Genomic DNA, 25777 nt, shown 5'->3' on the forward strand with positions numbered 1-25777 from the left:
CTGCTAGAAGCAATACTCATGATTTTTGGCTACTATTTTATACTTTCTTTTTCGTATTCGTCAATATGATCGAACTCTGGATAATGTTTTCTTGCTTTTGACCACATCAAATAAATTGCAGGGATTACAAAAAGTGTCAAAGCAAGAGAAAAAATTGTTCCTCCAACAATTACAACTCCCATCCCGATTCTACTTGTTGAAGCGGCTCCAAGTGACATTGCAATTGGCAACGCTCCTAAAGCAATAGCTAAACTGGTCATTAAAATTGGACGCAAACGCGCTTCAGAAGCTTCTAGAATTGCTTCCAATTTAGGCTTGCCTTGTTCGCGCAGCTGATTGGCAAATTCAACAATCAAAATACCATTTTTCGTTACTAATCCAATAAGCATTACGGTTCCAATCTGACTGAAAATATTCCAGGTTTGATTGAATAACCAAAGCGAGAATAACGCTCCAGCAACAGCCATTGGCACTGTTAAAATAATAATGAACGGGTCGATAAAACTCTCAAATTGCGCCGCCAAAATCAAGAAGATTAATAGTAAAGCCAGACCAAAAGCAAATGAAGTATTCGAGCTACTTTCAACGAAATCTCTTGATTCTCCAGCTAAATCGGTAGTGAAAGTTTCGTCTAGAACTTTGGCTTTAATTCGGTTCATTTCTTCAATTCCGTCTCCCATACTTTTTCCTGGCGCTAAACCTGCAGAAACTGTAGCCGACATGTATCTATTATTGTGATACAATTGTGGCGGATTACTTTGTTCTTCAACATTTACAACGTTGTCCATTTGGATCAATTCACCTTTGTTGTTTTTTACAAACATAGAAGTTAAATCCAATGGTTTTGAACGGTCTTTTTGATCAAATTGACCAATTACTTGGTACTGTTTTCCGTTTTTAATGAAATATCCAAAACGTTGTCCGCTTAAAGAAAGCTGTAATGTTTGTGCAATATCCAAGATCGAAATTCCTAAACTTTCAGCTTTTTCACGATTGATGCTTACGTTGATTTCTGGTTTGTTGAATTTCAAGTTCACATCTGTAGTAGAAAAAACGTCACTTTTTCCAACTTCTTCCATAAATAATGGAATTTTTTCTCTTAGTTTTTCAAAATTCGGAGCTTGAATAATATATTGAATTGGCAAACCTCCACGTCTGTTTACAGCAATTGTAGGCTGTTGAATAACGGCAGTTTTTGCCTCAGGATATTTTTTTGTCCATTTTGTCAATTTATCAGCAATATCTTTTTGAGAAGTTTTTCTTTCGTCTGGTTCTTTTAGTGAAAGTCTGATAAAACCCGTATTTGTTGCCGAAGCTCCAAAACCTGGTGCAGTGATTACCAAACTCACTTTTTTCTCCGGAATCGAATCATCAACCAGTCTTGAGATTTCTTGCATGAAACGGTCTGTATATTCGTAAGATGAACCTTCAGGCGTTGTCATACGCATAGTTACAGAACTTCTATCGTCAAGCGGAGCAGTTTCTTTTGGAAGAATGGTAAAGAACAAATAAATCAACCCGAAACATGCAATAAGAATAGGGAAGCTGATCCATTTTTTATCCATGAATTTTGCAAGCGATTCAGCATAACTGCTGTTCATTTTTTCAAAAAATGGCTCAGTTTTAATATAGAATTTTGATTTTTTCTGTTCGCCACCTTTCATTAAATAAGCGTTCAGCATTGGCGTAAGCGTAAGTGATACAAATGCAGAAATCAAAACCGCGGCACCAATCACGACACCAAATTCCCTAAAGAGTCGTCCTACGAAACCTTCCAAGAAAATTACCGGCAAGAATACTGCTGCAAGCGTAACAGAAATTGAAATTACTGCGTAAAAAATTTCGTTTGAACCTTTGATTGCAGCTTCAATTGGTGACATTCCTTCTTCGACTTTTTTGAAGATATTTTCGGTTACTACAATACCATCATCTACAACTAAACCGGTCGCAAGTACGATCGCTAATAAAGTCAAAACGTTGATTGAGAACCCAAAAAGCCACATGATGAAAAACGTAGCAATCAAGGAAACCGGAATATCAATTAAAGGCCTGAAAGCAATTGCCCAGTCTCTAAAGAATAAGTAAATAATGATAATTACCAGAACAATAGAAATTCCTAAAGTTTCGGCAACTTCCATTACTGATTTTTTTACGAAAATAGTATTGTCAAGAGCAATATTCAGTTTAATATCTTTTGGAAGATCCTTTTTTAAAGCTTCGTATTTTTTATAAAATTCAGCTGAAATATCTAAATAATTGGCTCCCGGCATTGGTACAATTGCCAAACCAATCATTGGCAGGCCAGACTGACTCAATTTTGTTTCGATATTTTCTGGTCCAAGTTCTGCACCTCCAATATCGCTGAAACGAACAATTTTATCTCCGTCGGTGCGGATGATAATGTTGTTGAATTCCTCTGGTTTTGATAAGTTTCCGATAGTTTTAACAGTAAGCTCAGTATTATTACCAGTCAGTTTTCCTGATGGAAGCTCAACGTTTTGCGAATTTAAAGCATTTCGTACTTCGGCAACAGTAACGCCATAAGCAGCAAGTTTGGCAGGATCGATCCATAAACGCATTGCGTAACGTTTTTGTCCCCAAATTTGCACGCCACTAACGCCCGGAATAGTTTCTAACCGTTGTGAAATGACATTCTCCGCATAATCACTCAATTCAAGTGAATTTCTACTGTCACTTTGAACTGTCATCGAAATGATGGCATCACTATCGGCATCTGCTTTAGATACAACCGGCGGTGCATCAATATCTTGTGGTAAGCTTCTGATGGCTTGCGAAACTTTGTCACGGACATCATTTGCTGCTTCTTCTAAATCTTTATCTAGATTAAACTCAATTGTAATATTGCTGCTTCCCTGATTACTCGAAGAAGTAATGTTTCGGATTCCGTCAATTGCATTTACTGCTTTTTCAAGCGGTTCTGTAATTTGCGATTCGATAATATCTGAATTGGCTCCGGTATAGTTTGTTCTGATCGAAACCTGTGCCGGGTCAATTGAAGGGAATTCTCGAACACCCAAAAAAGTATAACCAATGAAACCGAATAAAATAATCAAAAGATTCAGTACAATCGTTAAAACGGGTCTTCTTATACTTGTGGTTGATAAACTCATATCTGATTTATGATTTTAGATTTTAGATTTATAGCAAAATCTTAATGATATCTTTAAAATCTATATTTAAGTCTTGTGACTTTTGACTTTATGACTTTTGACTTTACGACTATTTTATTTTAACTTTTATTGGTGCATCATTTTTAAGCGACATTACACCGCTAGTAACAAGTGTGTCACCAGCTTTTAATCCAGATAAAATTAAAATAGAAGCATCAGTACGAGTTGTTGCTTCAACCATAACTTCTTTGGCTTTGCCCATATTAGAGATATACACTTTTTTTCCACTTTGTACAGGAACGATAGCTTCTGATGGGACAACAATTGCATCTTTAATGATGTTCAGAGGAAGTTTTACATCTGCAAAAGTTCCAGGAAAAAGTTTTCCGTCAGTATTATCGGCAATGGCTCTAATTTGTAAAGTTCTTGTTGCTACGGCAACCTCAGGTTCTATAGCGTAGATTTTTGCTTTATAAGTTTTATCTGAACCAGAAACTGTAAAATCAATGTTTGAACCATTGTTAACTTGTGTAGCATATTTTTCAGGAATTGAAAAGGTTATTTTCACTTTTCCCATATTAACAAGTTTAGCAACCAAAATAGTAGGAGTGATGTAAGTTCCTGGTGAAATCGAACGCAAACCAATTTTTCCTGAAAAAGGAGCTTTTACAGAGGTTTTTGAAATTTGGGCTTTAATTAATTGTGTTTGTGCTTTTGCAGAAGCATAATCAGCATTTGCGACATCAAATTCTTCTTTGCTAATCGCTTCTTTTTGAAGCAATAATTTTGCTCTTCTTTCATTTTCAGCTGCCAAACCTTCTCTAGTTTGCGCTTGACGCAACTGCGCTCTCAATTCAATATCATTCACTTTAAAAAGTACTTGGCCTTTATTTACGTAACTTCCTTCATTGAAATAGATTCCTTCAACGATGCCAGAAACTTCGCTTCTGATTTCTATTTGCTCATTAGCTTCGATTGATCCTGATAATGATAAATTATTATCAAAAGTGGCAGTTTTTACAACAATTCCAGTAACTGTTGTTGGTTTGTCTTTGTCGCCAGACTTTTTTGATTCATCATTTTTGCCTTTGTTGGATATTACTCTGTAGGTAATAAATCCTCCTAAAACAATAATTATCAAGGCGTAAATTAGGTTTTTTACTTTCATAAAATTAAAGTGATATGTTTTTTTGGGTTTTTGTTTTTGTAGCTAACAAATTTAACTTTTTGATATGAAAACGAAAGATCTTAGTCTTTATTTAACATTTGTATGTACAAATTTTTGTATTGCCAATAAGATTAGACTATTTTTCTATACAATGGTTTAATCTTAATTAGAAAAAAAATCCGTTGTCTTATGCTTGTAATGAAAATGGTTTAGGACTGGTAATGTTCTAAAAAGTAAAAGTAAGTTTTTGTTTGTAAAAAACGTAAAAATACGCGTTTTTAAATTAGGAAAAAACTGATACTATTTTTTTATAGTGCATTTTATCTCAATTATTTTGCGCTTTATCGATTTTATTTGTAACATTGATAAGGTTAAACAAAACAACAGCATTTATGCTTCTGTTTTGCTGTTTTTCTACAATGTCGCTGGTAAATGTAAGTTTTTTTATTTTTTTTATAGTTTGATTTTTATTTGGTCAAATTTTAAAATTAACAAGTGTTTATATTTTTAAATCAAAATCTAGATTGCTTATGATGAAAAAATTACTCCTTGGTTTATGGTTTTCTGTGCTTCTTGCAGCTATTTCGGTGTTGTTTTGGAAAAATGAGTATCAATACAGTCTTCCCACACCAATTCCTAGCAATTATCATCCAATAGCAATGGGAAGCAAGATTGATTTAAAATGTTGCACAATGGATCAAAAGCCCGTTTTTGTCCATTTTTTCAACCCTGAATGCCCCTGTTCCCGTTTTAACATTCCTTATGTTGCTGAATTGATAAAAAAGTATGGTGATCGTATTAACTTTAAAATTGTCGTCATAAACAACGAAAAAAGCGTCACAATTAAAGAAATTCAGCAAAAATTTGACGCCAAAATTCCAGTTTATTTTGACCCATCGATAGCTAAAAATTGTGGCGTTTTCTCGACGCCTCAGGCTGCACTAATTGACAGCTCACAAAAGCTCTATTTTAGAGGGAATTATAATAAAACAAGATATTGTACCGATGCGGAGACAAATTATGCACAGCAGGCAATAGAAATGTTGCTGAAAAAAACAAGTGCTCCATCATTTGATGCTTTCGCTTTGAGAGCTTACGGATGTTCATTGCCAAAATGCACTAAATAAATTTAACCCCAAAATTACCTACTTATGAAAAGAAAAGCTAGTTTGAATGAGCAGGACTATCTGCGTAGTTTTATGTCAACAATGACGGAAAAATCTGATGTAATCATTAATTATGTTCTTGCCCTTTATTTTCTTCTCGGAATTGCGTTGTCTTTTAAATATGATACTTGGGAAATTGGTGCAGGCGTAGGCACTTTGAATTTGCTTGCTTATTATTCAGCCAAACTATTTGTCAAAAACTCTAAATTTTACCAATATGTGCTTTCGGTAGTGTTGGCTATTTTTATGGCACAATACATTTATCAAATGCATGGTCTGTTTGAAATGCACTTTACGGTATTTGTGGCCAGCACGATTTTAATTATTTATCAGAATTGGAAACTTCAAATTCCGCTTGCTCTTTTGGTAATCTTGCATCACGGCGTTTTGGCATATCTTCAAAATTATGTTTACAACGATGCAAATGGATTACAGGTTTATTTTTCGCAAGTAAGTTTTGATCTTGAAACTTTCTTGGTGCACATTGTATTGGCAAACGCAGTATTTTTCATGAATGGTTATTGGGCTTATTATTTTAAAACGCACAGTCAAAACCATATCACTAAAATTTCTGATGAATATGAATTGGAAAATATCAAATTAGCTTCTGCTAAATTTAGCTCAATCTCGGCGACTAAAGAGTATAACGACTTTATTCATAAAACAACTTTAGATTTAAAAATGCCGGTCAGTTCAGTTTTAAAACTTATTGATGTTTCAAAAGGACATACAGACAATGATCAACTCTTGAATTATCTAGATATGATGAAAGAAAGTGCCAGAAAAATTGATGATCTTGTTAATGATATTCATTTCAAATCGGTTACTGGCAAAACAAATTCGAATCTATAATTAACCTTAATTGAAGCACCTCTTCTATGAAATTTACCACATAAAATAACATAATTAATTTAAATGCAGAATTTATGGATATTAAAATTCCCCGCCCAAATCCATCAAAAAGAGAAGTTGACTGGAATAAGAGCAAAGTGTTGCTCAGTAAAACAGACACAAAAGGAACTATTTTGTATGCTAATGAAGATTTTATAGATGTTTCAGGCTACGATGAGTTCGAATTAATTGGACAACCTCATAATATTATTCGGCATCCGGATATGCCCAAAGTGATTTTCAAGTTTTTGTGGGATAGTATCAAGTCAAACAAAAATATTCATGCGATCATTAAAAACATGTCAAAAACGGGAAGATATTATTGGGTAATCACCGACTTCAAAATCTTAGCGGATTCAAAAGGCAATATTGTAGGCTATTTTGGAACAAGAAAATCGGTTCGTGAAGATATTATAGACAAATTCATTGAGCCTTTATACAACAGACTCCTGCATATTGAGGAAACCAGCGGTATTTTAGCTTCAGAAGAATATTTAGTTGGTTTTTTGCAAGAACGCAATAAAACATATACGGAATACATTGATGATCTGGTTGCAACAGGAAAAGATAGTAAAAACAGAGCAAGCAAAGGCTTGTTTAGTGCTCTTTTTGAAAAGAAAGAAAATTAGAAAATAGTTCATCATTCAAAAATTACTTCGCTGTATCAATCAAAATAATTACTATTAATTTGCTCCCCAACAAATCTAATCACCTGGATAATTTTAAGTTTGATATAGCGGAGTTTTTTTGTTTAAAGTTTTAGTTTCAAGTTTCAGATTTGCTTAAAAACTTTGCGCCTTTGTCACTTTGTCACTTTGAACCTTCTAACTAATATAATTCCAGATATTTTTCTTTTTGGTCAATTCAATAAAAACAGCTTTTAAAACCGCATGTTCTGGTTTTTGAAGTGCGCTGTCTTCTTTTAAAATTTTCATGGCATAATTTCTGGCCAAAGATAAAATCTCTCGATCTTTTACAATATCAGCAATTTGAAGATTTAAAACACCACTTTGTTGTGTTCCCATTAAATCCCCGGGGCCACGAAGTTTTAAGTCGACTTCAGCGATTTCAAAACCATCATTTGTGCCAACCATTGTTTCCATCCTGATTTTGCTGTCGGAACTCAATTTATGGCTGGTCATTAAAATACAATAACTTTGTTCGGCACCACGACCAACGCGCCCACGCAATTGATGCAACTGCGAAAGGCCAAAACGTTCTGCACTCTCAATAATCATCACACTGGCATTTGGTACATTTACACCAACTTCAATTACAGTTGTTGCCACCATAATGTTGGTTTTTCCTTCAGAAAAGCGTTTCATTTCAGCATCTTTATCCGCGGGTTTCATTTTTCCGTGCAGAATCGAAATTGAGTATTGAGGCAACGGAAAATCTCTCGAAATGCTTTCGTAGCCGTCCATCAAATCTTTATAATCCATTTTTTCAGATTCCTGAATCAATGGATAAACAATATAAATTTGTCTTCCTTTGGCAATTTCATCACGAAGAAATTTCCAGACTTTCAAGCGGTTTGTGTCGTATCTATGAACCGTTTGGATTGGTTTTCTTCCCGGTGGCAATTCATCAATTACAGAAATATCCAAATCGCCATATAAACTCATCGCTAAAGTTCTCGGAATTGGCGTTGCAGTCATCACCAAAACGTGAGGCGGAATCTCATTTTTCTTCCACAATTTTGAACGCTGTTCTACACCAAAACGATGTTGCTCATCAATAATCGACAAGCCTAAATTTTGGAATTTCACTTTATCTTCCAATAAAGCATGAGTTCCAATTATAATTTGCAGACTTCCGTTTTCAAGTTCTTCATGAATAATTTTTCGTTCAGAAGTCTTAGTGGAACCCGTCAATATTCGGATATTGATATTTAAAGTATTGGCAAATGCTGATAATCCAATAAAATGTTGATTGGCCAAAATCTCGGTTGGCGCCATCAAACAAGCCTGAAAGCCGTTGTCGATAGCCAAAAGCATGCTCATAAAAGCCACAATTGTTTTTCCGGAACCCACATCACCTTGAAGCAAACGATTCATTTGAGCGTTACTTCCCATATCGGTGCGGATTTCTTTTAGTACTCTTTTTTGAGCGCCAGTCAAATCAAATGGCAAATGATTTTGATAAAACGCATTAAAAAGTTCACCAACTTTAGTAAAAGGATGTCCTTTTATTTTATGCTTTCGAATTAAATTTTTAGTAATTAATTGAAGCTGAATAAAAAACAATTCCTCAAATTTTAATCGGAATTGGGCTTTCGCCAAAATTTCAGTGCTTTTTGGAAAATGAATATTGAATAAAGCAGCTCTTTTTGGAATTAACTTCAATTCTTCAATCAAATACGGAGGAAAAGTTTCGGTAAACAAAGCTTGTGTTTCAATAAACAATTGTTCCATTAATTTATTGATCGTTCTATTTGAAATTCCTCGATTAGCAAGCGTTTCGGTCGAAGGATAAACGGGTTGCATTGCAGAGCGAAGACTCTTTTCGTGTTCGCTTAAAAGTTCAATTTCCGGATGTGCCATACTAAATTGGCTTCCGTATAAGGAACATTTTCCAAAAATTACTAACGTTTCGTTCAGTTTTAAGCTCTCTCTAATCCATTTATGACCTTGAAACCAATTCAGCTCAATTTGTCCAGTATCATCCACGAAAGTGGCAACCAAACGCTTTTTGTTTTTGGCAAATTCAACGGTTTTGATGTTGATGATTTTCCCAATAATCTGAACTTCAGTTCCCGTATTTTGGAGTTCGTTTATCTTGTAATAACGTGTCCTGTCAATATAACGATTCGGAAAAAAATTGACTAAATCTCCATACTTATGAATTCCCAATTCTTTGCGAAGCAACTGGCCACGACTCGGGCCAACGCCTTTAAGGTATTCGATTGGGGTTTCAAGAAGATTGTTAGACATTTTTTAGGCTTCTTAGATTATTAGATTTTTAGATCGGCTTAGATTTTAGAAAATAGAACAAAGAACAAAGAATATAGAGCAAAGACAAAATCTATTTTCTTGCGTCTATTTTCTTTTGTCTTTTTTTGAAAAGCGAAGATAGATTTTAATTAGGAAATTTGAAAATCCTATGTTTACTGCTTTTTTTGATTTTGATAACGTTTTCAAGCTTCCAATATTATCTTATTGTTAACTTAATAGCTTATGGCGCAACTATTTTTATAACGTTAAATCTTAATAATAATTAACCTTAAAACTTTAGAGAAAATGAAAAAACTTGTATTATTATTTGCTTTGGTTCTTGCGCTCATTTCTTGTTCAAACAATGATTCTGATGATGTGGTCGTTTCTGATTATTACGGAAAATGGAATCAATTTGCTGGTGAACCGTACGCAAGTGACCCATCTTCGACGCAATTTTCGTATCAATTTAATAAAGACAAGACTTTTACAAAAACACGAAATTATGATAATAAGATCACAACTTTATCAGGAACTTTTGAAATAAAGACTACCGAAAACGCAACTGTTTTTGTTTTGACTTACACAGAGCAAAATTTTTTAATATCAAATTGTACAGGTGGTTTACAAGAGAGTTTGACTTTAGACAAATCAGGTTATTTAAATGATAATGCCAGTATGTGCGATCGCAGCTATACGTACAAAAAAGCAAAATAAAAACCGTAAGTTTGCTAAACAATTAAGTATTCAGTTTTTTTTATTGAATACTTTTTTCTTTTAAAAATACCTTACTATGACAACTCATTTAGCACTTTTACGCGGGATCAACGTTTCGGGACATAATATGATGAAGATGGAAGCTTTGAAAACAATGCTGGAAAATCTTGGATTTCAAAATATTAGAACCTATCTGCAATCTGGAAATGTTTTTGTTGATAGTGATGAAGATGCTTCAAAAGTGGGTTTTATGATCAAACAAGAAATTTTTAAGGTTTTTGGTCATGAAGTTCCGGTTATCGTAATTGCTAAAGAAGATTTAGAATTGTGTTTTAAAAACAACCCTTTTCTTAAAGAGAAAGATATTGATACAAAAAAGCTTTACGTGGCCTTTGTTTCAATTGCTTTGAAAAAAGAAAGTATAAACGATCTGAAAATCAGTCAATTTAAGCCAGATGAAGCTAGTATTGACGGTAACAGAATTTTTATTAAATACGCTATTGGGGCAGGAAAAACAAGGTTGGAAGGCAAGTACATCGAGAAAAAATTGAATGTTATCACAACAATGAGAAACTGGAATACAGTTACGAATCTACTCCAAATGTATGCAGAGTAAATTTTTAGTCCCGTAGCCATTTTTGCATGGCAGGAAAAGCAGTTTTATGTTCTTTCTCTGCGCGTTCATTCCCCACACACAATCCCATCCATTCGAGTAGTGGTAAACCAATATAACTTCCGGAGTTAAAATTTGAAATATACCAATCTGAAGAATCTTTATAGCCATTAGAATGAAATACAAATTCTAAAGGCAATTGTAAATGATGTAAAGCAGCATATGACCATAAAATTGCTGCAATTTCGTCTCCTAGTGTAGGCCAGTCGATAGAAATTTGATTGGTGCCAATTAATTTTCTGTCTGCAGAAGTTGCAACTGCGAGATGTCCTGCTTCGTGTAATATATCGCCAGGGTATAAAAGTTTGTCATAATCAATATAGATACAATTAGGGCCCAATTCTAATCCAGGTAAAAAAGTTGAATCCAATTGTTTTTCTATAACATCAATTCCTATTTCGTTCAGGAACTTTAATGCTTTTTTCAATTCAGTATTCTCTTTTAAAATCATGTTAATTAGCTTTAGTTATAAAATTAACTTCTTATTTGGCGATCAAATCACAATACCAAAATCCGAAATCAAAAGCAGTTTTGTCGGTTGTGTCGCAAGCTTTGTTTGAAGAATGATCGGTTTTTGGTTTTTCGTATTTGCGGTAGACAATTTCGCCAATTTCAAAATCTACAGGTTTTGAGAAAATCGGACCATCAAAAGCAAAAGTATGAAATTCGCCATTTTCTCCACATACATCAACATTTTCTGGCAAATCATTGATGAAATCTTGATCAATAATTCGGCCTACAAAACTTTTGTCTAAATATTTTTCATTCACACAAACTACAATAGTTTTAAAACCCAATGAAATAAATTCCTGAATCAAATCGTGAGATGGAATTTTCCAAATAGGAAAAACACCTTCAAAACCTAATTTTGCCAATTGATCTTCACGATATTTGCGCAGATCTTCTAAAAATATATCGCCAAAAACAGAATGCGAAATACCCTCATTTTTTAGTTCTGTCAAGGTTTCAATCATCACATTTTCATAAACTTCCATAGTTGGCATTTCTGGAATCTGCATAATTTTTAATGGAATTCCAATACTTTTCGCTTGCGCTTCAAGTAATTCAACACGCACGCCATGCATTGAAATTCGCTGAAATTGCTGATTGACACTCGTCAATAAATATTCGATTTTAAAATCAGAATTTTGAAGAATTTTATATAAAGAAAGAGCAGAATCTTTTCCGCTGCTCCAATTGAATAATGCTTTTTTAGGTATTGACACGATTTGGAATTTTAAATGGTAAACTTACAAATTTCATTCTATTTGTTGATGAAAGGTTTGTAACTTTGGGATTTTGCCTTAAATTCAAATTCTAAAATGAAATACATTTTCTTTCTAATAACTTCCTTTGCATTTGCACAACAAACCCAATTTGTTGATTTTAAAACCGTGTCTGGACAATTAAAATTGAATACCCTAGAAAAATCAATTTCAGGAAATGTTGATTACGGTTTTACGGTTTTAAAAACAATTGACACTATAAAAATTGATGCAAAAAACATGGAATTTTCTAACGTAAAAATCAATAATAACAATGTTGTTTTTGTTAATTCTGGCAAGCAATTACAAATCGTTTCTAATTTTCAAAAAGGAGAAAATCATTTGACTTTTGAATATAAGGTAAAACCCAAACAAGCTTTGTATTTTGTTGATATTGAAAATAAAGACGCTCAAATATGGACGCAAGGACAGGGTAGATACACAAGCAATTGGTTTCCGAGTTTTGACGACGTCAATGAAAAACTGATTTTTAGATTAGGAATAACCTATGATAAAGAATACCAGGTTGTCTCAAACGGAATTTTAAAAGAAAAAACTCAAAACGGAAATTCATTTTATTGGCAATATGAAATGGAAAAACCGATGAGTTCTTATGTTTTAATGCTTGCTATTGGGAAATACGACAAAAAGAAATCGGAATCTAAATCTAATATTCCGCTCGAATATTATTTAGAAAATAAAGATGCGTCGCGTTTTGAATCTACTTACCGTTATTCAAAACGTATTTTTGATTTTTTGGAGAAAGAAATCGGCGTAAAATATCCGTGGGGAATTTATAGAGAGATTCCCGTGCGAGATTTTTTGTATGCCGGAATGGAAAACACAACTTCAACGCTTTTTGCAACGCGATATGTTGTTGATTCAATTGGTTTTGGAGACAGAAATTATACAAATGTAGATGCCCACGAATTAGCACATCATTGGTTTGGCAATTTAATAACGGCCGAAAGCAGCAAACATCATTGGCTTCAAGAAGGTTTTGCAACGTATTATGCGGCTCTTGCAGAACGAGATATTTTTGGCGACGATTATTTTTATTCTAAGCTTTATGACACAGCACAACAAATAAAATTTGCATCTAGAACGGATACAATTCCGGTTTTGAATCCAAAAGCTAGTTCGCTTACTTTTTATGAAAAAGGAGCTTGGGCGCTTTTTGTTTTGCATGAATCAATTGGAGATAAGGCGTTTAAAAAAGCAATAAAAAGTTATCTAAAGAAATATGCGTATCAAACGGTAAACACAGAAAATTTCTTCGACGAAATCAAAAAAGTATCTGATTTTGATTTGGAGAAATTCCAAAAAACTTGGCTAGAATCGACGGCTTTTGATGCCCCAACGGCAAATACTTTATTGAGCAAAAATAAAGCAATTCAAATTCGGTTAGAGGTAGATAAGTTGAAAAAAACACCTTTGGCAGAAAAGAAAGATTTTTTCATCAAGACTTTGAATTCTGATGTTTACCATTCGGCAAAAGAAGCAATTATGGATCAATTGGAAAATGAGAAATATGAAGCAAAAAAAGAATTATTGCTTTTGGCAATGAAAACCAATGATGTTCAAATTCGCCAAACCGTTGCTGAAAGTTTAACTAAAATTCCGGAAGATTTTAGAGATGAATATGAAACTTTACTTGACGATAAATCGTATCAAACACAAGAAATAGCATTATATTGGCTGTGGAGAAATTTTCCAGAACATCGGAAAACATATTTGGATAAATCAAAAGATTGGATCGGTTTTAATGATTATAATCTTCGTACGATGTGGCTTTCGCTGGCATTATCTACTTCAAATTATGCTGAAAATCCAGATGAACTTGTGATTGAATTGATTGATTTTTCTTCAAGCAAATATGAAGCAACAACCAGACAAAATGCGCTTGAAAAACTAATTGCGTTTAAAATCATCAACGATCAGGTTTTGAGTAATTTAGTTGCATCTACAACACATCATATGTGGCAATTTTCGAAATTTGGAAGAGATACAATAAGATTGTTATTAAAAAATTCTGAAATGCGTGCTTCGTTTGAAAGAATTTTGCCTAATTTGACCCCCGATGAACAGTTTCAATTGAATCGTTTGTTGAAAGAATGAAAAAGAATATAGAATATAGAGAAAAGAGCTAAGAATCAAGAAAAAGATTTAGACAAACTCGAAAAGTCTTTGTTCTTTATTCTTTTATCTATTCCCCAAACAAAACCTACAATACCATTTATGAGAGCATTAGTTATTTCTGGCGGCGGAAGTAAAGGCGCATTCGCCGGCGGAGTTGCACAATATTTGATCGAAGAAAAAAATTACGAATACGATTTGTTTTTAGGCACTTCTACGGGAAGTTTGCTTATTCCGCATCTGGCTTTGGGACATATCAAAAAAATTCATTCGGTTTATACTAATGTTACCATGTCAAGTATTTTTAATATTTGTCCGTTTGTGGTTAAAAATAAAGAAGGTGTTGATATTGTAACGATTAACCACTTTAATGTTTTGCGTCAGTTTTTTAAAGGAAAAAGGACTTTTGGCGAAAGCAAAGGCTTGAAAAAATATATTCAGAATAATTTTTCTCTATCCGATTTCAACAAGCTTAAAAAGCTAAAAACCGATGTCATTGTTACGGTAACTAATTTTACTAAAAACGAATCCGAATATAAATCGGTAAAAGAGTGCAGTTACGAAGAGTTTGTTGAATGGTCTTGGATTTCAAGTAATTACGTTCCGTTTATGAGTTTGGTGGAAAAAAATAATTATGAATATGGAGATGGAGGTTTTTCAAGCTTGGTTCCAATTCGCGAAGCAATAAATCGCGGCGCCACTGAAATCGATGTTATTATTCTAGAAACCGAAGTAAATATGGATAAAATGGTTATCGGGAAAAACCCATTTTCTTTGATGATTGATTTGTTCCGAATTGCCTTAGATCAAGTTGAAAAACACGATATTGCTATAGGAAAACTTATGGCAAGCAACAAGAACGTCAAACTTAATTTATATTACACACCAACAAAACTTACTGACAATGCTTTGATTTTCAATAAAGATGTGATGAAAGAATGGTGGGAGCAAGGTTATGAATATGCTCAAAATAAATCTGAAGTTATGAGTGACAATAAGAAAATGTAGAAAATTAATAATATTCTATTTCTCTTTTTGTAACGATTAAAGGCGTGCCCGACTGATCATTCGTGATATCGTAATCTACGCTTTCAAGCCAATTTCCTTTACTGTCGTATTTGGTGTAAACAATCTTGTATACAAAAAGTAATTTTCCGTTTGATCTATATCTTGACCATTTTTTTCGATTGCCTTTGTTGTCATATTCGTTAATGTCATAGTAGTCGTTGACTGAATTTATTTTTGTATTTTGTTCAGATTGGTCGTATTCATACGTCATCGTATAATATGTTTTTTTGCCTTTATGAGAAGTTTCAGAAATTATGTTCCCATTTTTGTCAAATAAATGTACACGTTCAGAACCATCAGGATAGTTTATTCTTATTTCGTACCTATTATTTTTAAGAAGCACATACGTGTATTTATCAGTCCTTCCTGCATATGATTGCTCAACGATTCGATTTTTTGAATCGAATTTGTAAGTCGTTATGCTTATTCTGCTATCATTTACACCAGTAAATTGCTTTTCTTCGGTTAGATATCCTTTATTGTTATAGATATGTAAAACATTAAGGCCTATTTGATCTGGATTTTTTAATTCAATTTTTCCGTCTCTTTTCTCTGCTTCATAAGTTCTGTAGTGCATTGATTTAACGCCTCCTTTGAGGTTTTCTTGCATTACATTCGGTTTTGTTTTTTGAGCAAATGCCGAAATGTTTAAAAGTATAGCGATAAAAAGAAAGAGACGGTTTATTTTCATTTTGAATTAAGTTGTGTAGTGTTAAATTAAATGTTTTACCAAAGTTCTGCAACTTCATTTTTGATGAAACCTAAAGCAGCATTACTAGGAGATTGTTTTTCTAATAAATCATTCAAAATTACTTCACGCAATTTATCGGCATTTTCTACTTTATCACTCATCGCTGCTTTGCGAATCATTTGAATTGTAGCATTTTTTGCTGTCGTAATGATCGTCCAGCATTCATCAGACATGTAAATTTGCTGTGTCAAATTATGTTCAAATTCTTGTTCGATTTGTTCAATCAAATAGTTTTCGTAATCGTTTTTGTTTTGGGAAATTGGCGCAATTCTGATTAGTAATTTCGTCAAATTGATGCGTTCCAAAAATAAAGTCATACGTTCGTAAGCTTGCAAACGTATTGGCAAAGATTGTTTTTGATAATCTCTGTTTAATAAAAAAGCACGTTTTTTGTCGTTGTTTTTGATATGCAGTTCAAAAAAACTGTAAGCTACAAATCCGGTTACAATTGCAGGTAAAGTATAACTGGCTAATTCTATAATTCTTGTAAAATCCATTTGGGTTAATTTTTTAGCAAAAATATACTTTTTGATGAGAAATCCGTTTTAAATTTTTGGTAATAAACAAAACGGAAAGCCTTACTTTTGCAACTAGTTTTTCAAAATCTACCGAAACGTATTTTTAATGGATTCATATATAATAATTTTGCTTTGTTTGGCTGCCTTTGCGGCGGGTTTTATTGATGCCATTGTGGGCGGTGGCGGATTAATCCAAACGCCGATGGGATTGGTTTTATTGCCAAATCTTCCGGTTTCTACAGTAATTGGGACATTGAAAATTCCAGCATTTTCTGGAACTTCATTTGCTGCTTTTCAGTATCTGAAAAAAGTGGTCATTCAATGGAAATTGTTGCTTATTATGATGTGTTTGGCAGTTCCATCAGCATTTTTAGGATCAACAATTTTAACGCTTGTAAGTAATGATTTTATGAAACCACTTTTGTTGGTGGTTTTGTCGTTGTTGTTTGTTTATACGTATGCAAAGAAAAATTTTGGACAGCATGAAGCCAAAGAACATTCAGAAATCACTCAGATTATTTATGCAGTTGTAATCAGTATGATCGTTGGATTTTACGACGGATTTATCGGTCCTGGTACGGGAAGTTTTTTTGTTGTGGCTTTTATTGCGCTTTTAGGTTTTGATTTTCTTCACGCTTCCGCGAATGCGAAAATGGTCAATCTGGCGACTAATTTTGGATCGATTTGCCTGTTTATGATTAAAGGAAAAATCATTTGGGCGATCGCAATTCCGATGGCAATCAGCAACGGACTTGGCGGATGGCTTGGTGCTAAATTGGCGATCAATAAAGGAAATGGATTTATTCGTATTTTCTTTTTGATTGTTGTGGTTGGGACTTTGATCCGCTTTGCTTACGATGTGTTTTTTAAATAAGTTTCTGAGTTGCTGAGCTACTAAGATGCTAAGTTTTTCCTTTTTTTTTGTCTAAAAAAAAACTGTTTGAACCTAGCCCGGATAGAGGTGGTATCCTCGCATCCCGATGACAATCGGGAGGAGAGATATAGCCGAAAGCGGGAACCCATGTTAAAAAAAGGCCTAATGTTTGGCTTAAAAAAAAGGAAAAAACTCAGCATCTTAGAACCTTAGAATCTTAGTAGCTATTTAGAGTTTTAATTCTTATTTTTGCATATATAAGGAGATAAATTATATGCAGAAATATATTGACCAGCTCAACGAAGCACAGAGAGCGCCTGTTTTAAAGAAAGACGGGCCAATGATTATTATTGCTGGTGCAGGTTCGGGAAAAACCCGAGTTTTAACGATTAGAATTGCTTATTTGATGCATCAGGGAATTGATGCTTTCAATATTTTGTCGCTGACTTTTACCAATAAAGCGGCGAGGGAAATGAAGCACAGGATTTCGGATATTGTGGGAGCAACCGAAGCCAAAAATCTTTGGATGGGAACATTTCACTCTATTTTTGCTCGTATTCTTAGAGCAGAATCGGATCATTTGGGCTATCCTTCCAATTTTACTATTTATGATTCTCAGGATTCGGCGAGGTTGATTTCTTCAATTATTAAAGAAATGCAGTTGGATCGCGATATTTATAAACCTAAACAGATTTTAGGGCGTATATCCAGTTATAAAAACAGTTTAATTACCGTTAAAGCGTATTTTAATAACCCAGAATTGGTTGAAGCCGATGCTATGGCTAAAAGACCAAGATTGGGTGAAATTTATCAGCAATATGTGGAGCGTTGTTTTAAAGCCGGCGCAATGGATTTTGATGATTTATTATTGAAAACCAATGAATTGCTGACACGTTTTCCAGAAGTTTTGGCAAAGTATCAAAACCGTTTCCGTTATATTTTGGTTGATGAGTACCAAGATACAAACCACTCTCAGTATTTGATTGTTAGAGCTTTATCTGATAAATTTCAGAATATTTGTGTGGTTGGAGATGATGCGCAGAGTATTTATGCTTTCCGTGGCGCGAATATCAATAATATTTTGAATTTCCAGAAAGATTATGAAGGTGTGGTAATGTTTCGTTTGGAGCAGAATTATCGCTCAACACGAAATATTGTTGAAGCGGCAAATACGGTAATGGATCATAATAAAACAAAACTTGATAAAGTAGTTTGGACAGCAAATGAATTTGGACCAAAAATTAAAGTCCACCGAAGTTTGACCGATGCTGAAGAAGGCCGTTTTGTTGCAAGTACGATTTTTGAACAGAAAATGCAGAATCAATTGCACAATGGTGCTTTTGCGATTTTGTATCGTACAAATGCACAATCGCGTGCGATGGAAGACGCTTTAAGAAAACGTGATATTCCGTATAGAATTTATGGAGGTTTGTCTTTCTATCAGCGTAAAGAAATTAAAGACGTATTGTGTTATTTGCGTTTGGTTTTGAATCCAAAAGATGAAGAAGCATTGATTCGTGTCATCAATTATCCGGCGCGAGGAATTGGAGATACAACTGTTGAAAAATTAACCATTGCCGCCAATCATTACAAACGTTCGATTTGGGAAGTAATGGTGAATATCGATAAAATCGATTTGAAACTGAATGCCGGAACCAAAAACAAACTGAAAGATTTTGTTACGATGATTCAGAGTTTTCAGGTTATTGATCAAAATCAGGATGCTTTTTATATTACCGATCACGTTGCAAAGAAAACTGGTTTGGTTCAGGAATTGAAGAAAGATGCTACTCCTGAGGGAATGGCAAAAATTCAGAATATAGAAGAACTTTTAAACGGTATCAAAGATTTTACTGAAGGCCAAAGAGAAATTGACGGAGCAAGAGGTGCACTTTCTGAATTTATGGAAGATGTTGCTTTGGCAACTGATTTGGATAAAGATACCAATGATGAAGATCGTGTAGCGCTGATGACAATTCACTTAGCAAAAGGACTTGAATTTCCACATGTTTTTGTGGTGGGAATGGAGGAAGATTTGTTTCCGAGTGCGATGAGTATGAGTACGAGAAGTGAACTTGAAGAAGAACGTCGTTTGTTTTATGTGGCATTGACACGTGCAGAACATCAAGCATATTTGACTTATGCGCAGTCACGTTACCGTTGGGGAAAATTAACGGATAGCGAACCATCCCGTTTTATTGAAGAAATTGACGGACAGTATTTAGAATATTTGACTCCGTCTGAAACTAATTATCGTTATAAATCTCCAATTGATGGAGATATTTTTGGAGATGTTGATAAATCGAAACTGAGATTAAGCAAGCCAGTTGGAGGAACTCCGCCAAAACATATTACAGACAATAGTCCGAAACCGGATTTAAATATCAGAAAATTAAAACCTGTCGGAGGAACGAATCCAAATGCTGGTGCTCCAAATTTATTTGATAGTAAGTTAACCGTTGGAAATGTTGTAATGCATGAACGTTTTGGAAAAGGCGAAGTAATTAATTTGGAAGGTGTTGGTGCAGATAAAAAAGCAGAAATTAAATTTGAAGTTGGTGGAATCAAGAAATTGTTGTTAAGATTTGCTAAATTAGATGTCGTAGGATAAATATAACGTTTCAAGTTTTGAAAACATTTGTCACCCTAAGCGTAGTCGAAGGGCGCTCCAATTGAACGTGGGCTTCGACTCCGCTCAGCCTGACAAACTTGAAACAAATTAAACGTAAAACAAAATGGCTGAATTCATAAAAATATATCCAGATAAACCTAGTGAAGCTGCAATTGCAAAAGTGGTAAAAGTGCTTCAGAATGGAGGTTTGGTAATTTATCCGACAGATACTGTTTACGGTTTAGGTTGTGATATTACCAATTCACGCGCGTTAGAAAAAATTGCAAAAATTAAAGGCGTTAAATTAGAGAAAGCAAACTTTTCATTTATTTGCCATGACTTGAGCAATTTATCAGATTATGTTCGTCAGATTGACACTTCGACTTTTAAAATTTTAAAAAGAGCATTACCGGGTCCTTATACATTTATTTTGCCAGGTAATAACAATTTACCAAAAGAGTTTAAAAAGAAAACTACTGTTGGTATTCGTGTGCCAGATAATAATATTATTTTAGAAATTGTTCGGCAATTAGGGAATCCGGTGGTTTCAACTTCTATTCGTGATGATGATGATGTGATTGAATATACTACAGATCCAGAATTGATTTTTGAAAAATGGCAAAACCTTGTAGATTTGGTAATTGATGGAGGTTATGGCGACAACGTTGGTTCAACAATAATCGACCTTTCAGAATATGAACCAGTTATTGTGAGAGAGGGAAAAGGCGATATCGATATTTTGTAAGAAAAGAAATAAATTGTTTAGGATAATACAAAAAGGTTTGGTTAATTAGTAGGTAATTAATCAAACCTTTTGTCTTTAATGAAAAAAATGCTTACTCTTTTATTTTTGTTTTCTGCAGTCGCAATATTTTCGCAAAATATTCTTACTGGTACAATTACAGGTAAAGATAATACCCCTTTAGAAGGAGTAAATATTTACTATGATGGTACAACAATTTCAACAGTTTCAGATGCTGACGGAAAATTTTCTATCAAATATGAACCTAATGCTAATAATATTTTAGTGATGAGTTCAATTGGATATCAGACCGAGTATCTGTCCGGATTAGATGTTTCGAAGCCATTAAACATAACAATGAAGATTTTGGAAAATGAGCTTAAAGAAGTTGTAGTTAACAATAATAATCAGTTTACAAGAGCGCAGAAATTAAAGTTGTTTAGAGAATTTTTTTTAGGAACAACGAGTAATGCAAAATCAGCAATTATTAAAAATGAAGATGATATTAAATTTAAATATGATAAAAAGAATTTGCTTTTTACGGCTTCTTCAGATAAACCTTTGGTAATTATAAATCCAGCGTTAGGATATAAAATTGATTTTGAATTGGTGATTTTTGAAGTGTCTTTTAATACATTTAGTATTAATTCATTAGATGCGGTTAAGAATTTTTACGGTGGCGTGAGCCGATTCGAAGAAATTGATAATAGCGCCAAAGTTTTAAAAAAACGAGAAAAAACATTTCAAGGATCTCAAATTCAGTTTTTCAGAAATTTAGCAAATTCGGATTGGGAGGCGAAGAAATTTTTATTGTTTAAAGGTAAATACAATCAAGATCCAACTAAATGCTTTAAAATAACTAAAGAAGGGGATTTTTCAAAAGTAGAATTAATAGATCAGCAGGATAAAAGTGAAAATATAAATCTAAACTCAAAAAAAATTGTAGCTGTTTATAATCTTATCTTCGATAAAAAGGAAGCATCGAAAATCACTTTTGAAACAAATAGCTTTTATATTTACAAGTATGGAAATAATTCAAATATTGAAGACATACTTTTTTCAGGGAAAATTTCAGAAAAAAGAGTAGGAGATATGTTGCCCTTAAATTACGGAATAGAATAATTTTGATTTTAATAATCTTAAATTCTTATGAATTGCAATATGGTTTATTTGTAAAAAAAAACTGAAATTGTATAAATGTTAAAAATAATTAGTAACTTTAGTATAGTTAAAATTTAGTTAGTTGATTAAAAATAAAGAAATGCTATTCTTAATTTATTATTTAATTGGTTATTAAAAAATTAAGAATACATAAAAAAGCAGGTCATTTGACCTGCTTTTTCTGTTTTGATGATATGTGAAACAAGGATTATTTTGCTTGTTTTTTCATTTCTTTTTCAATCATATCGTAGAACTGATCGATTTTTGGCATAACCACGATACGAGTTCTTCTGTTACGAGCTTTGTTCTCAGCGCTGTCATTAGCAACTAATGGCACATATGAACTTCTACCAGCTGCAATTAATCTTGCAGGGTTAACATTTAAATCGTTTGTTAAAACACGAACAATTGAAGTAGAACGTTTAACACTCAAATCCCAGTTGTCTAACAAAATTCCGTTGCTTTTGTAAGGAACGTCATCAGTATGACCTTCAACCATACATTCAAAATCAGGTTTGTCGTTTACAACTTTAGCAACTTTAGCTAAAACAGATTTTGCCTTGTCGCTTACGTCGTAACTTCCGCTTTTGAATAATAATTTATCAGCGATAGAAATAAATACAACTCCTTTTTCAACATTGATTTCGATATCTGGATCGTTGATTCCAACTGCTCCTTTTAAACTTGTAACTAATGCTAAAGTTACACTGTCTTTTTTCGTAAGAGCATCTTGAAGTCTTGAGATTTTCAAATCTTTCTCTTTTAAGCTTTCTAGAGATTTTTCTAGGTTTTCAGCTCCTTTAGTAGTTAAAACCGTTAAATCTTTTGAACTGTTGATCAAATCTTGATTATGTTGTTTTAAACCGTCAACTGTAGCAGCTAATCCAGCTTTTTCTTCTAAACAAGAATTTAATTTCACAGTACAAGAGTTTAATAAATCTTGGGTCTCTTTGTTCTTAGCTTCAAGTGCTGCGTATTGCTTTTTCGATACACACGAAGTTAAGGCCATTAATACTGATAGTGCGATAACTATTTTTCTCATAGGTATTATATTTAATTAAACGTTGATTACAAATTTAGTTTTTAATATTTTGTTTACTGTTAAAGATTTCTTTAAAAACCAGTATTTTCTTTACGTAATAAAGGTAAACGATACTTTTTACAGTATAGTATTGCTGTATTTGAAAATCTTTTCTCTTTTTTAAATACTTTAAAGATAGACAATAAAAAGAGAAATGTGCCTTTAAAATAGCAAAAGTATGACTGAATTTACCTTGTGTAAGAAAACGGATACCCGCAATTCCATCTAAAACCATTCGGAAGAAAATCGTAAAAAATAATCCTTTTTTGGGCAAATTTTTGACAAGCATTAATAATGAATTTCTAAAATTCAAAAATGTCTTTCGCGGATTTCCTTGCTGCAAAGTGGCGCCTCCAACATGATAAACAACTGATGCCGAATTGTATTTGATACGATGCCCTTCGTTTGCGGCACGCCAGCACAAATCAATCTCTTCTTGATGCGCAAAAAAGCTTTGGTCAAAACCACCTAAGTCGTCATAAACTTTTTTTCTGATAAAAAAACAAGCCCCAGAAGCCCAGAATAATTCGCAATTATCATTGTACTGGCCATTATCTTTTTCTATGGTATCAAAAATGCGTCCACGACAAAACGGAAAACCATATTTATCAATAAATCCTCCAGCTCCTCCGGCATATTCAAAATATTCTTTATTTTTAAAATCAAGAATTTTAGGCTGAATAATTGCGGTTTGTTTTTCAGATTCAAAAGTTTCCAATATGGGTTTCAGCCAATTTTCGGTTACTTCAATATCTGAATTTACTAAGGCATAAATTTCTGCATCGACATTTTTCAAAGCCACATTATAGCCTTGTGCAAAACCATAATTGCCATCGTTTTTTATTATTTTGATTGACGGGAAATTTTGCTCTACAATACGTATTGAATCATCTGTTGAAGCATTATCAGCTACGTATATATTTGTTCCTTCTGAAAATTGTACAACCGAAGGCAAAAATTGCTCCAACAATTTTGCTCCATTCCAATTTAAAATGACGATTGCTATTTTATCCAAAGGTAAATCTGTTTTTTGTTTTTGTATTTATTTTATTGCTTCGTAATCCGGAAGGCTTCTTAAAAACTGGTATTTTTCGTTTTCAAAGTCCATTTGGCAGTAAAAATGATTCAGTCCGTTTGTGACATTCAAAAACCGTGCCTGCATTGTCATATTGTAACGAGCAATTTGATCAAAAGTTGCTTGAGATATTTTTACTTCAGGCGCTTTACATTCTACTAATATATGTATAGAGCCGTTTGGATTAAAAACAACAACATCGTATCTTTTTCTTAATCCGTTGACTTTTAAAACTTTCTCAACATTTATTAGAGATTTGGGATATTTTTTTTCGTGAATCAAATAATGAACAACATGCTGGCGAACCCATTCTTCTGGGGTAAGAATGATAAATTTTTTTCTGATTTCATCAAAAATAGACACTTTATTTTCGCTATTTTTGAATCGGAAACTATAAACGGGAAAATTTAATTGCTGCATAAAGCAAAAATATAAAATAGTTTCAGGTTTCTCCCGAAGTCGCGGGATAAAGTTTCAAGTTATTGAAACAGGAACTTGAAACCTGAAACAATAAATAAATGGACGAAGTTGTAAAGATTGTTAACGATATCAAGGCTGGAAATATAAAACCGATTTATTTTTTCATGGGAGAAGAACCTTATTATATTGACAAGTTAACTGAATATATTGAGGAGAATGTGCTTGCTGAAGAAGAGAAAGGTTTTAATCAGACAGTTTTATACGGAAGAGATGTTTCGATCGAAGATATTGTTTCAACGGCCAAGCGCTATCCTATGATGGCTGATCGTCAAGTAGTTATTGTGAAAGAAGCGCAAGATTTGTCTCGAAATATCGATAAATTAGAAGCTTATGCCAATAATCCGATGGAAACGACGGTTTTGGTTTTTTGCTATAAATACAAAACGCTGGACAAACGCAAAAAAGTGACGAAAGTTCTAGCCCAAAACGGATTAGTTTATGAAAGCAAAAAGCTTTACGAAAATCAAGTTGGTGATTGGATCAAACGTGTCTTGGCGGGAAAAAAATATACAATTGACCCGAAAGCAAATGCAATGTTGGTTGAGTTTTTAGGAACCGATTTGAGTAAAATCAACAATGAACTTGAAAAATTGCAGATTATTTTGCCACATGGCACAATGATTACGGCAGAACATATTGAAGAAAATATTGGTTTCAGTAAAGATTATAATGTTTTTGAACTTCGAAAAGCAATTGGAGAACGCAATCAATTAAAAGCGTACAAAATAGCTGAAAATTTTGCTCACAATCCAAAAGAATATCCACTTGTGATGACTACAGGACTCGTTTTCGGATTTTTTGTGCAGCTTTTAAAATACCACGGATTAAAAGATAAAAACCCTAAAAATGTTGCGTCAGCACTTGGCGTAAATCCTTATTTTTTAAAAGAATATGATTTGGCAGTAAAAAATTATCCAATGCGAAAAGTAAGTCAAATTGTTGGTGCGTTGCGCGATATTGACGTAAAAAGCAAAGGAGTAGGGGCAAATGCACTTCCGCAATCCGATTTGTTAAAAGAAATGCTTTATAAAATATTTAATTAAGCCGTAATAATTCACGATATTTGCCTTTCTAAAAAATAATCAGATTAAAAAATAATTACACAATTATGGGAATGAATAAAAATACCATTTTAGGATGGGCCACTTTGATAATGGTACTTATGGGATTATTGCTTATAGGTCTAGGAATCTTTAGATACAGTGATGTTTCGGGCTGGGGATTTGGTGCAGTTGGAGTTGGTTTTTTTGCGAATGCCTGGGTTTTCAATGCTTTGAAAGGAAGGGTTTAATCTGTTTTTGATCATAATAAACAATATAAATAAAAAATAAAAACA

Annotated in this window: 23 protein-coding genes; 13 read left to right on the forward strand and 10 right to left on the reverse strand. The window is 33.4% G+C overall.

All coding sequences use genetic code 11. From position 1 onward, the window contains the following. Positions 1–32: 32 nt before the first annotated feature. Positions 33–3131 (reverse strand): efflux RND transporter permease subunit, encoded by a 3099-nt coding sequence (locus SCB73_RS16815; RefSeq protein WP_320567353.1) that lies wholly within the window; start codon positions 3129–3131, stop codon positions 33–35. A gap of 109 nt (positions 3132–3240) precedes the next feature. Further along, complete coding sequence (locus SCB73_RS16820) at positions 3241–4299, reverse strand: efflux RND transporter periplasmic adaptor subunit (RefSeq protein WP_320567354.1); 1059 nt, start codon at positions 4297–4299, stop codon at positions 3241–3243. Positions 4300–4829: 530 nt separating this feature from the next. On the opposite strand from SCB73_RS16820, the gene SCB73_RS16825 reads away from it, so the two are divergent. From SCB73_RS16825 to SCB73_RS16835, 3 genes are all read left to right on the forward strand, one after another. Then, complete coding sequence (locus SCB73_RS16825; RefSeq protein WP_320567355.1) at positions 4830–5426, forward strand: TlpA family protein disulfide reductase; 597 nt, start codon at positions 4830–4832, stop codon at positions 5424–5426. 24 nt (positions 5427–5450) lie between these two features. Further along, the gene (locus tag SCB73_RS16830; RefSeq protein WP_320567356.1) at positions 5451–6317 is read left to right on the forward strand and encodes a hypothetical protein; all 867 of its coding nucleotides are present in this window, start codon (positions 5451–5453) and stop codon (positions 6315–6317) included. Between the two features lie 74 nt (positions 6318–6391). After that, entirely contained in the window at positions 6392–6985 is a 594-nt protein-coding gene (locus tag SCB73_RS16835) for a PAS domain-containing protein (RefSeq protein ID WP_320567357.1), read from the forward strand. A gap of 195 nt (positions 6986–7180) precedes the next feature. On the opposite strand, the gene recG is transcribed toward SCB73_RS16835, so the two are convergent. After that, on the reverse strand, positions 7181–9289 hold the full coding sequence (gene recG, locus SCB73_RS16840; protein ID WP_320567358.1) for an ATP-dependent DNA helicase RecG: 2109 nt from the start codon (positions 9287–9289) through the stop codon (positions 7181–7183). Between the two features lie 306 nt (positions 9290–9595). Here recG and SCB73_RS16845 point away from each other — a divergent pair, with 306 nt between their 5' ends. After that, positions 9596–10006, forward strand: coding sequence for a hypothetical protein (locus SCB73_RS16845; RefSeq protein WP_320567359.1), 411 nt, complete (start codon positions 9596–9598; stop codon positions 10004–10006). A 76-nt stretch (positions 10007–10082) separates the two neighbouring features. Next, positions 10083–10622, forward strand: coding sequence for a DUF1697 domain-containing protein (locus tag SCB73_RS16850; protein WP_320567360.1), 540 nt, complete (start codon positions 10083–10085; stop codon positions 10620–10622). Between the two features lie 4 nt (positions 10623–10626). On the opposite strand, the gene SCB73_RS16855 is transcribed toward SCB73_RS16850, so the two are convergent. Together SCB73_RS16855 and SCB73_RS16860 are read right to left on the reverse strand one after the other, a co-directional pair. Next, on the reverse strand, positions 10627–11130 hold the full coding sequence (locus tag SCB73_RS16855; RefSeq protein WP_320567361.1) for a hypothetical protein: 504 nt from the start codon (positions 11128–11130) through the stop codon (positions 10627–10629). 31 nt (positions 11131–11161) lie between these two features. After that, positions 11162–11899 (reverse strand): Dph6-related ATP pyrophosphatase, encoded by a 738-nt coding sequence (locus tag SCB73_RS16860; RefSeq protein ID WP_320570101.1) that lies wholly within the window; start codon positions 11897–11899, stop codon positions 11162–11164. 102 nt (positions 11900–12001) lie between these two features. Here SCB73_RS16860 and SCB73_RS16865 point away from each other — a divergent pair, with 102 nt between their 5' ends. Then, positions 12002–14062: a M1 family aminopeptidase gene (locus SCB73_RS16865; RefSeq protein ID WP_320567362.1), complete on the forward strand. Its 2061-nt coding sequence runs from the start codon at positions 12002–12004 to the stop codon at positions 14060–14062. Between the two features lie 120 nt (positions 14063–14182). Beyond that, positions 14183–15088, forward strand: a complete 906-nt coding sequence (locus SCB73_RS16870) for a patatin-like phospholipase family protein (RefSeq protein ID WP_320567363.1) — start codon at positions 14183–14185, stop codon at positions 15086–15088. A 4-nt stretch (positions 15089–15092) separates the two neighbouring features. Here the strand turns inward: SCB73_RS16870 and SCB73_RS16875 are convergent, their stop codons facing one another. Next, positions 15093–15839, reverse strand: coding sequence for a hypothetical protein (locus SCB73_RS16875; protein WP_320567364.1), 747 nt, complete (start codon positions 15837–15839; stop codon positions 15093–15095). A gap of 35 nt (positions 15840–15874) precedes the next feature. Then, on the reverse strand, positions 15875–16396 hold the full coding sequence (locus tag SCB73_RS16880) for a DUF7935 family protein (protein ID WP_320567365.1): 522 nt from the start codon (positions 16394–16396) through the stop codon (positions 15875–15877). Positions 16397–16523: 127 nt separating this feature from the next. Here SCB73_RS16880 and SCB73_RS16885 point away from each other — a divergent pair, with 127 nt between their 5' ends. The 4 genes from SCB73_RS16885 (at position 16524) to SCB73_RS16900 (ending at position 21766) form a co-directional block, all read left to right on the forward strand. Continuing rightward, positions 16524–17291, forward strand: a complete 768-nt coding sequence (locus SCB73_RS16885; RefSeq protein WP_320567366.1) for a sulfite exporter TauE/SafE family protein — start codon at positions 16524–16526, stop codon at positions 17289–17291. Positions 17292–17565: 274 nt separating this feature from the next. Beyond that, positions 17566–19902 carry an ATP-dependent helicase gene (locus SCB73_RS16890; RefSeq protein WP_320567367.1) on the forward strand — a complete coding sequence of 779 codons (2337 nt, stop codon included), beginning with the start codon at positions 17566–17568 and terminating at the stop codon, positions 19900–19902. A 124-nt stretch (positions 19903–20026) separates the two neighbouring features. Continuing rightward, positions 20027–20647, forward strand: a complete 621-nt coding sequence (locus SCB73_RS16895; protein ID WP_320567368.1) for an L-threonylcarbamoyladenylate synthase — start codon at positions 20027–20029, stop codon at positions 20645–20647. A 78-nt stretch (positions 20648–20725) separates the two neighbouring features. After that, entirely contained in the window at positions 20726–21766 is a 1041-nt protein-coding gene (locus SCB73_RS16900; RefSeq protein WP_320567369.1) for a carboxypeptidase-like regulatory domain-containing protein, read from the forward strand. A 247-nt stretch (positions 21767–22013) separates the two neighbouring features. Here the strand turns inward: SCB73_RS16900 and SCB73_RS16905 are convergent, their stop codons facing one another. Genes SCB73_RS16905 through SCB73_RS16915 form a run of 3 tightly spaced genes read right to left on the reverse strand, consistent with a single transcriptional unit; the run spans position 22014 to position 24381 of the window. Next, on the reverse strand, positions 22014–22847 hold the full coding sequence (locus SCB73_RS16905) for an OmpA/MotB family protein (RefSeq protein WP_320567370.1): 834 nt from the start codon (positions 22845–22847) through the stop codon (positions 22014–22016). 34 nt (positions 22848–22881) lie between these two features. Then, positions 22882–23901, reverse strand: a complete 1020-nt coding sequence (locus tag SCB73_RS16910; protein WP_320567371.1) for a glycosyltransferase family 2 protein — start codon at positions 23899–23901, stop codon at positions 22882–22884. A gap of 27 nt (positions 23902–23928) precedes the next feature. Next, on the reverse strand, positions 23929–24381 hold the full coding sequence (locus SCB73_RS16915; RefSeq protein WP_320567372.1) for a type I restriction enzyme HsdR N-terminal domain-containing protein: 453 nt from the start codon (positions 24379–24381) through the stop codon (positions 23929–23931). A gap of 98 nt (positions 24382–24479) precedes the next feature. Between SCB73_RS16915 and holA the strand changes: the two genes are divergently transcribed. Then, positions 24480–25484 carry a DNA polymerase III subunit delta gene (gene holA / locus SCB73_RS16920; RefSeq protein ID WP_320567373.1) on the forward strand — a complete coding sequence of 335 codons (1005 nt, stop codon included), beginning with the start codon at positions 24480–24482 and terminating at the stop codon, positions 25482–25484. Positions 25485–25549: 65 nt separating this feature from the next. Continuing rightward, positions 25550–25732: a CAL67264 family membrane protein gene (locus tag SCB73_RS16925; RefSeq protein ID WP_008464023.1), complete on the forward strand. Its 183-nt coding sequence runs from the start codon at positions 25550–25552 to the stop codon at positions 25730–25732. The last annotated feature ends 45 nt before the right edge of the window (positions 25733–25777 follow it).

It is taken from the genome of Flavobacterium sp. KACC 22761 (genome assembly GCF_034058155.1).
GTDB lineage: Bacteria > Bacteroidota > Bacteroidia > Flavobacteriales > Flavobacteriaceae > Flavobacterium.

Coding starts and splice junctions, on each gene's coding strand:
- SCB73_RS16880 (WP_320567365.1), bottom strand. CDS start 16,396: ATGGATTTTACAAGAATTATAGAATTAGCCAGTTATACTTTACCTGCA.
- recG (WP_320567358.1), bottom strand. CDS start 9,289: ATGTCTAACAATCTTCTTGAAACCCCAATCGAATACCTTAAAGGCGTT.
- SCB73_RS16825 (WP_320567355.1), top strand. CDS start 4,830: ATGATGAAAAAATTACTCCTTGGTTTATGGTTTTCTGTGCTTCTTGCA.
- SCB73_RS16835 (WP_320567357.1), top strand. CDS start 6,392: ATGGATATTAAAATTCCCCGCCCAAATCCATCAAAAAGAGAAGTTGAC.
- SCB73_RS16820 (WP_320567354.1), bottom strand. CDS start 4,299: ATGAAAGTAAAAAACCTAATTTACGCCTTGATAATTATTGTTTTAGGA.
- SCB73_RS16850 (WP_320567360.1), top strand. CDS start 10,083: ATGACAACTCATTTAGCACTTTTACGCGGGATCAACGTTTCGGGACAT.
- holA (WP_320567373.1), top strand. CDS start 24,480: ATGGACGAAGTTGTAAAGATTGTTAACGATATCAAGGCTGGAAATATA.
- SCB73_RS16885 (WP_320567366.1), top strand. CDS start 16,524: ATGGATTCATATATAATAATTTTGCTTTGTTTGGCTGCCTTTGCGGCG.
- SCB73_RS16890 (WP_320567367.1), top strand. CDS start 17,566: ATGCAGAAATATATTGACCAGCTCAACGAAGCACAGAGAGCGCCTGTT.
- SCB73_RS16905 (WP_320567370.1), bottom strand. CDS start 22,847: ATGAGAAAAATAGTTATCGCACTATCAGTATTAATGGCCTTAACTTCG.
- SCB73_RS16925 (WP_008464023.1), top strand. CDS start 25,550: ATGGGAATGAATAAAAATACCATTTTAGGATGGGCCACTTTGATAATG.
- SCB73_RS16895 (WP_320567368.1), top strand. CDS start 20,027: ATGGCTGAATTCATAAAAATATATCCAGATAAACCTAGTGAAGCTGCA.
- SCB73_RS16875 (WP_320567364.1), bottom strand. CDS start 15,839: ATGAAAATAAACCGTCTCTTTCTTTTTATCGCTATACTTTTAAACATT.
- SCB73_RS16855 (WP_320567361.1), bottom strand. CDS start 11,130: ATGATTTTAAAAGAGAATACTGAATTGAAAAAAGCATTAAAGTTCCTG.
- SCB73_RS16830 (WP_320567356.1), top strand. CDS start 5,451: ATGAAAAGAAAAGCTAGTTTGAATGAGCAGGACTATCTGCGTAGTTTT.
- SCB73_RS16900 (WP_320567369.1), top strand. CDS start 20,726: ATGAAAAAAATGCTTACTCTTTTATTTTTGTTTTCTGCAGTCGCAATA.
- SCB73_RS16870 (WP_320567363.1), top strand. CDS start 14,183: ATGAGAGCATTAGTTATTTCTGGCGGCGGAAGTAAAGGCGCATTCGCC.
- SCB73_RS16845 (WP_320567359.1), top strand. CDS start 9,596: ATGAAAAAACTTGTATTATTATTTGCTTTGGTTCTTGCGCTCATTTCT.
- SCB73_RS16815 (WP_320567353.1), bottom strand. CDS start 3,131: ATGAGTTTATCAACCACAAGTATAAGAAGACCCGTTTTAACGATTGTA.
- SCB73_RS16915 (WP_320567372.1), bottom strand. CDS start 24,381: ATGCAGCAATTAAATTTTCCCGTTTATAGTTTCCGATTCAAAAATAGC.
- SCB73_RS16865 (WP_320567362.1), top strand. CDS start 12,002: ATGAAATACATTTTCTTTCTAATAACTTCCTTTGCATTTGCACAACAA.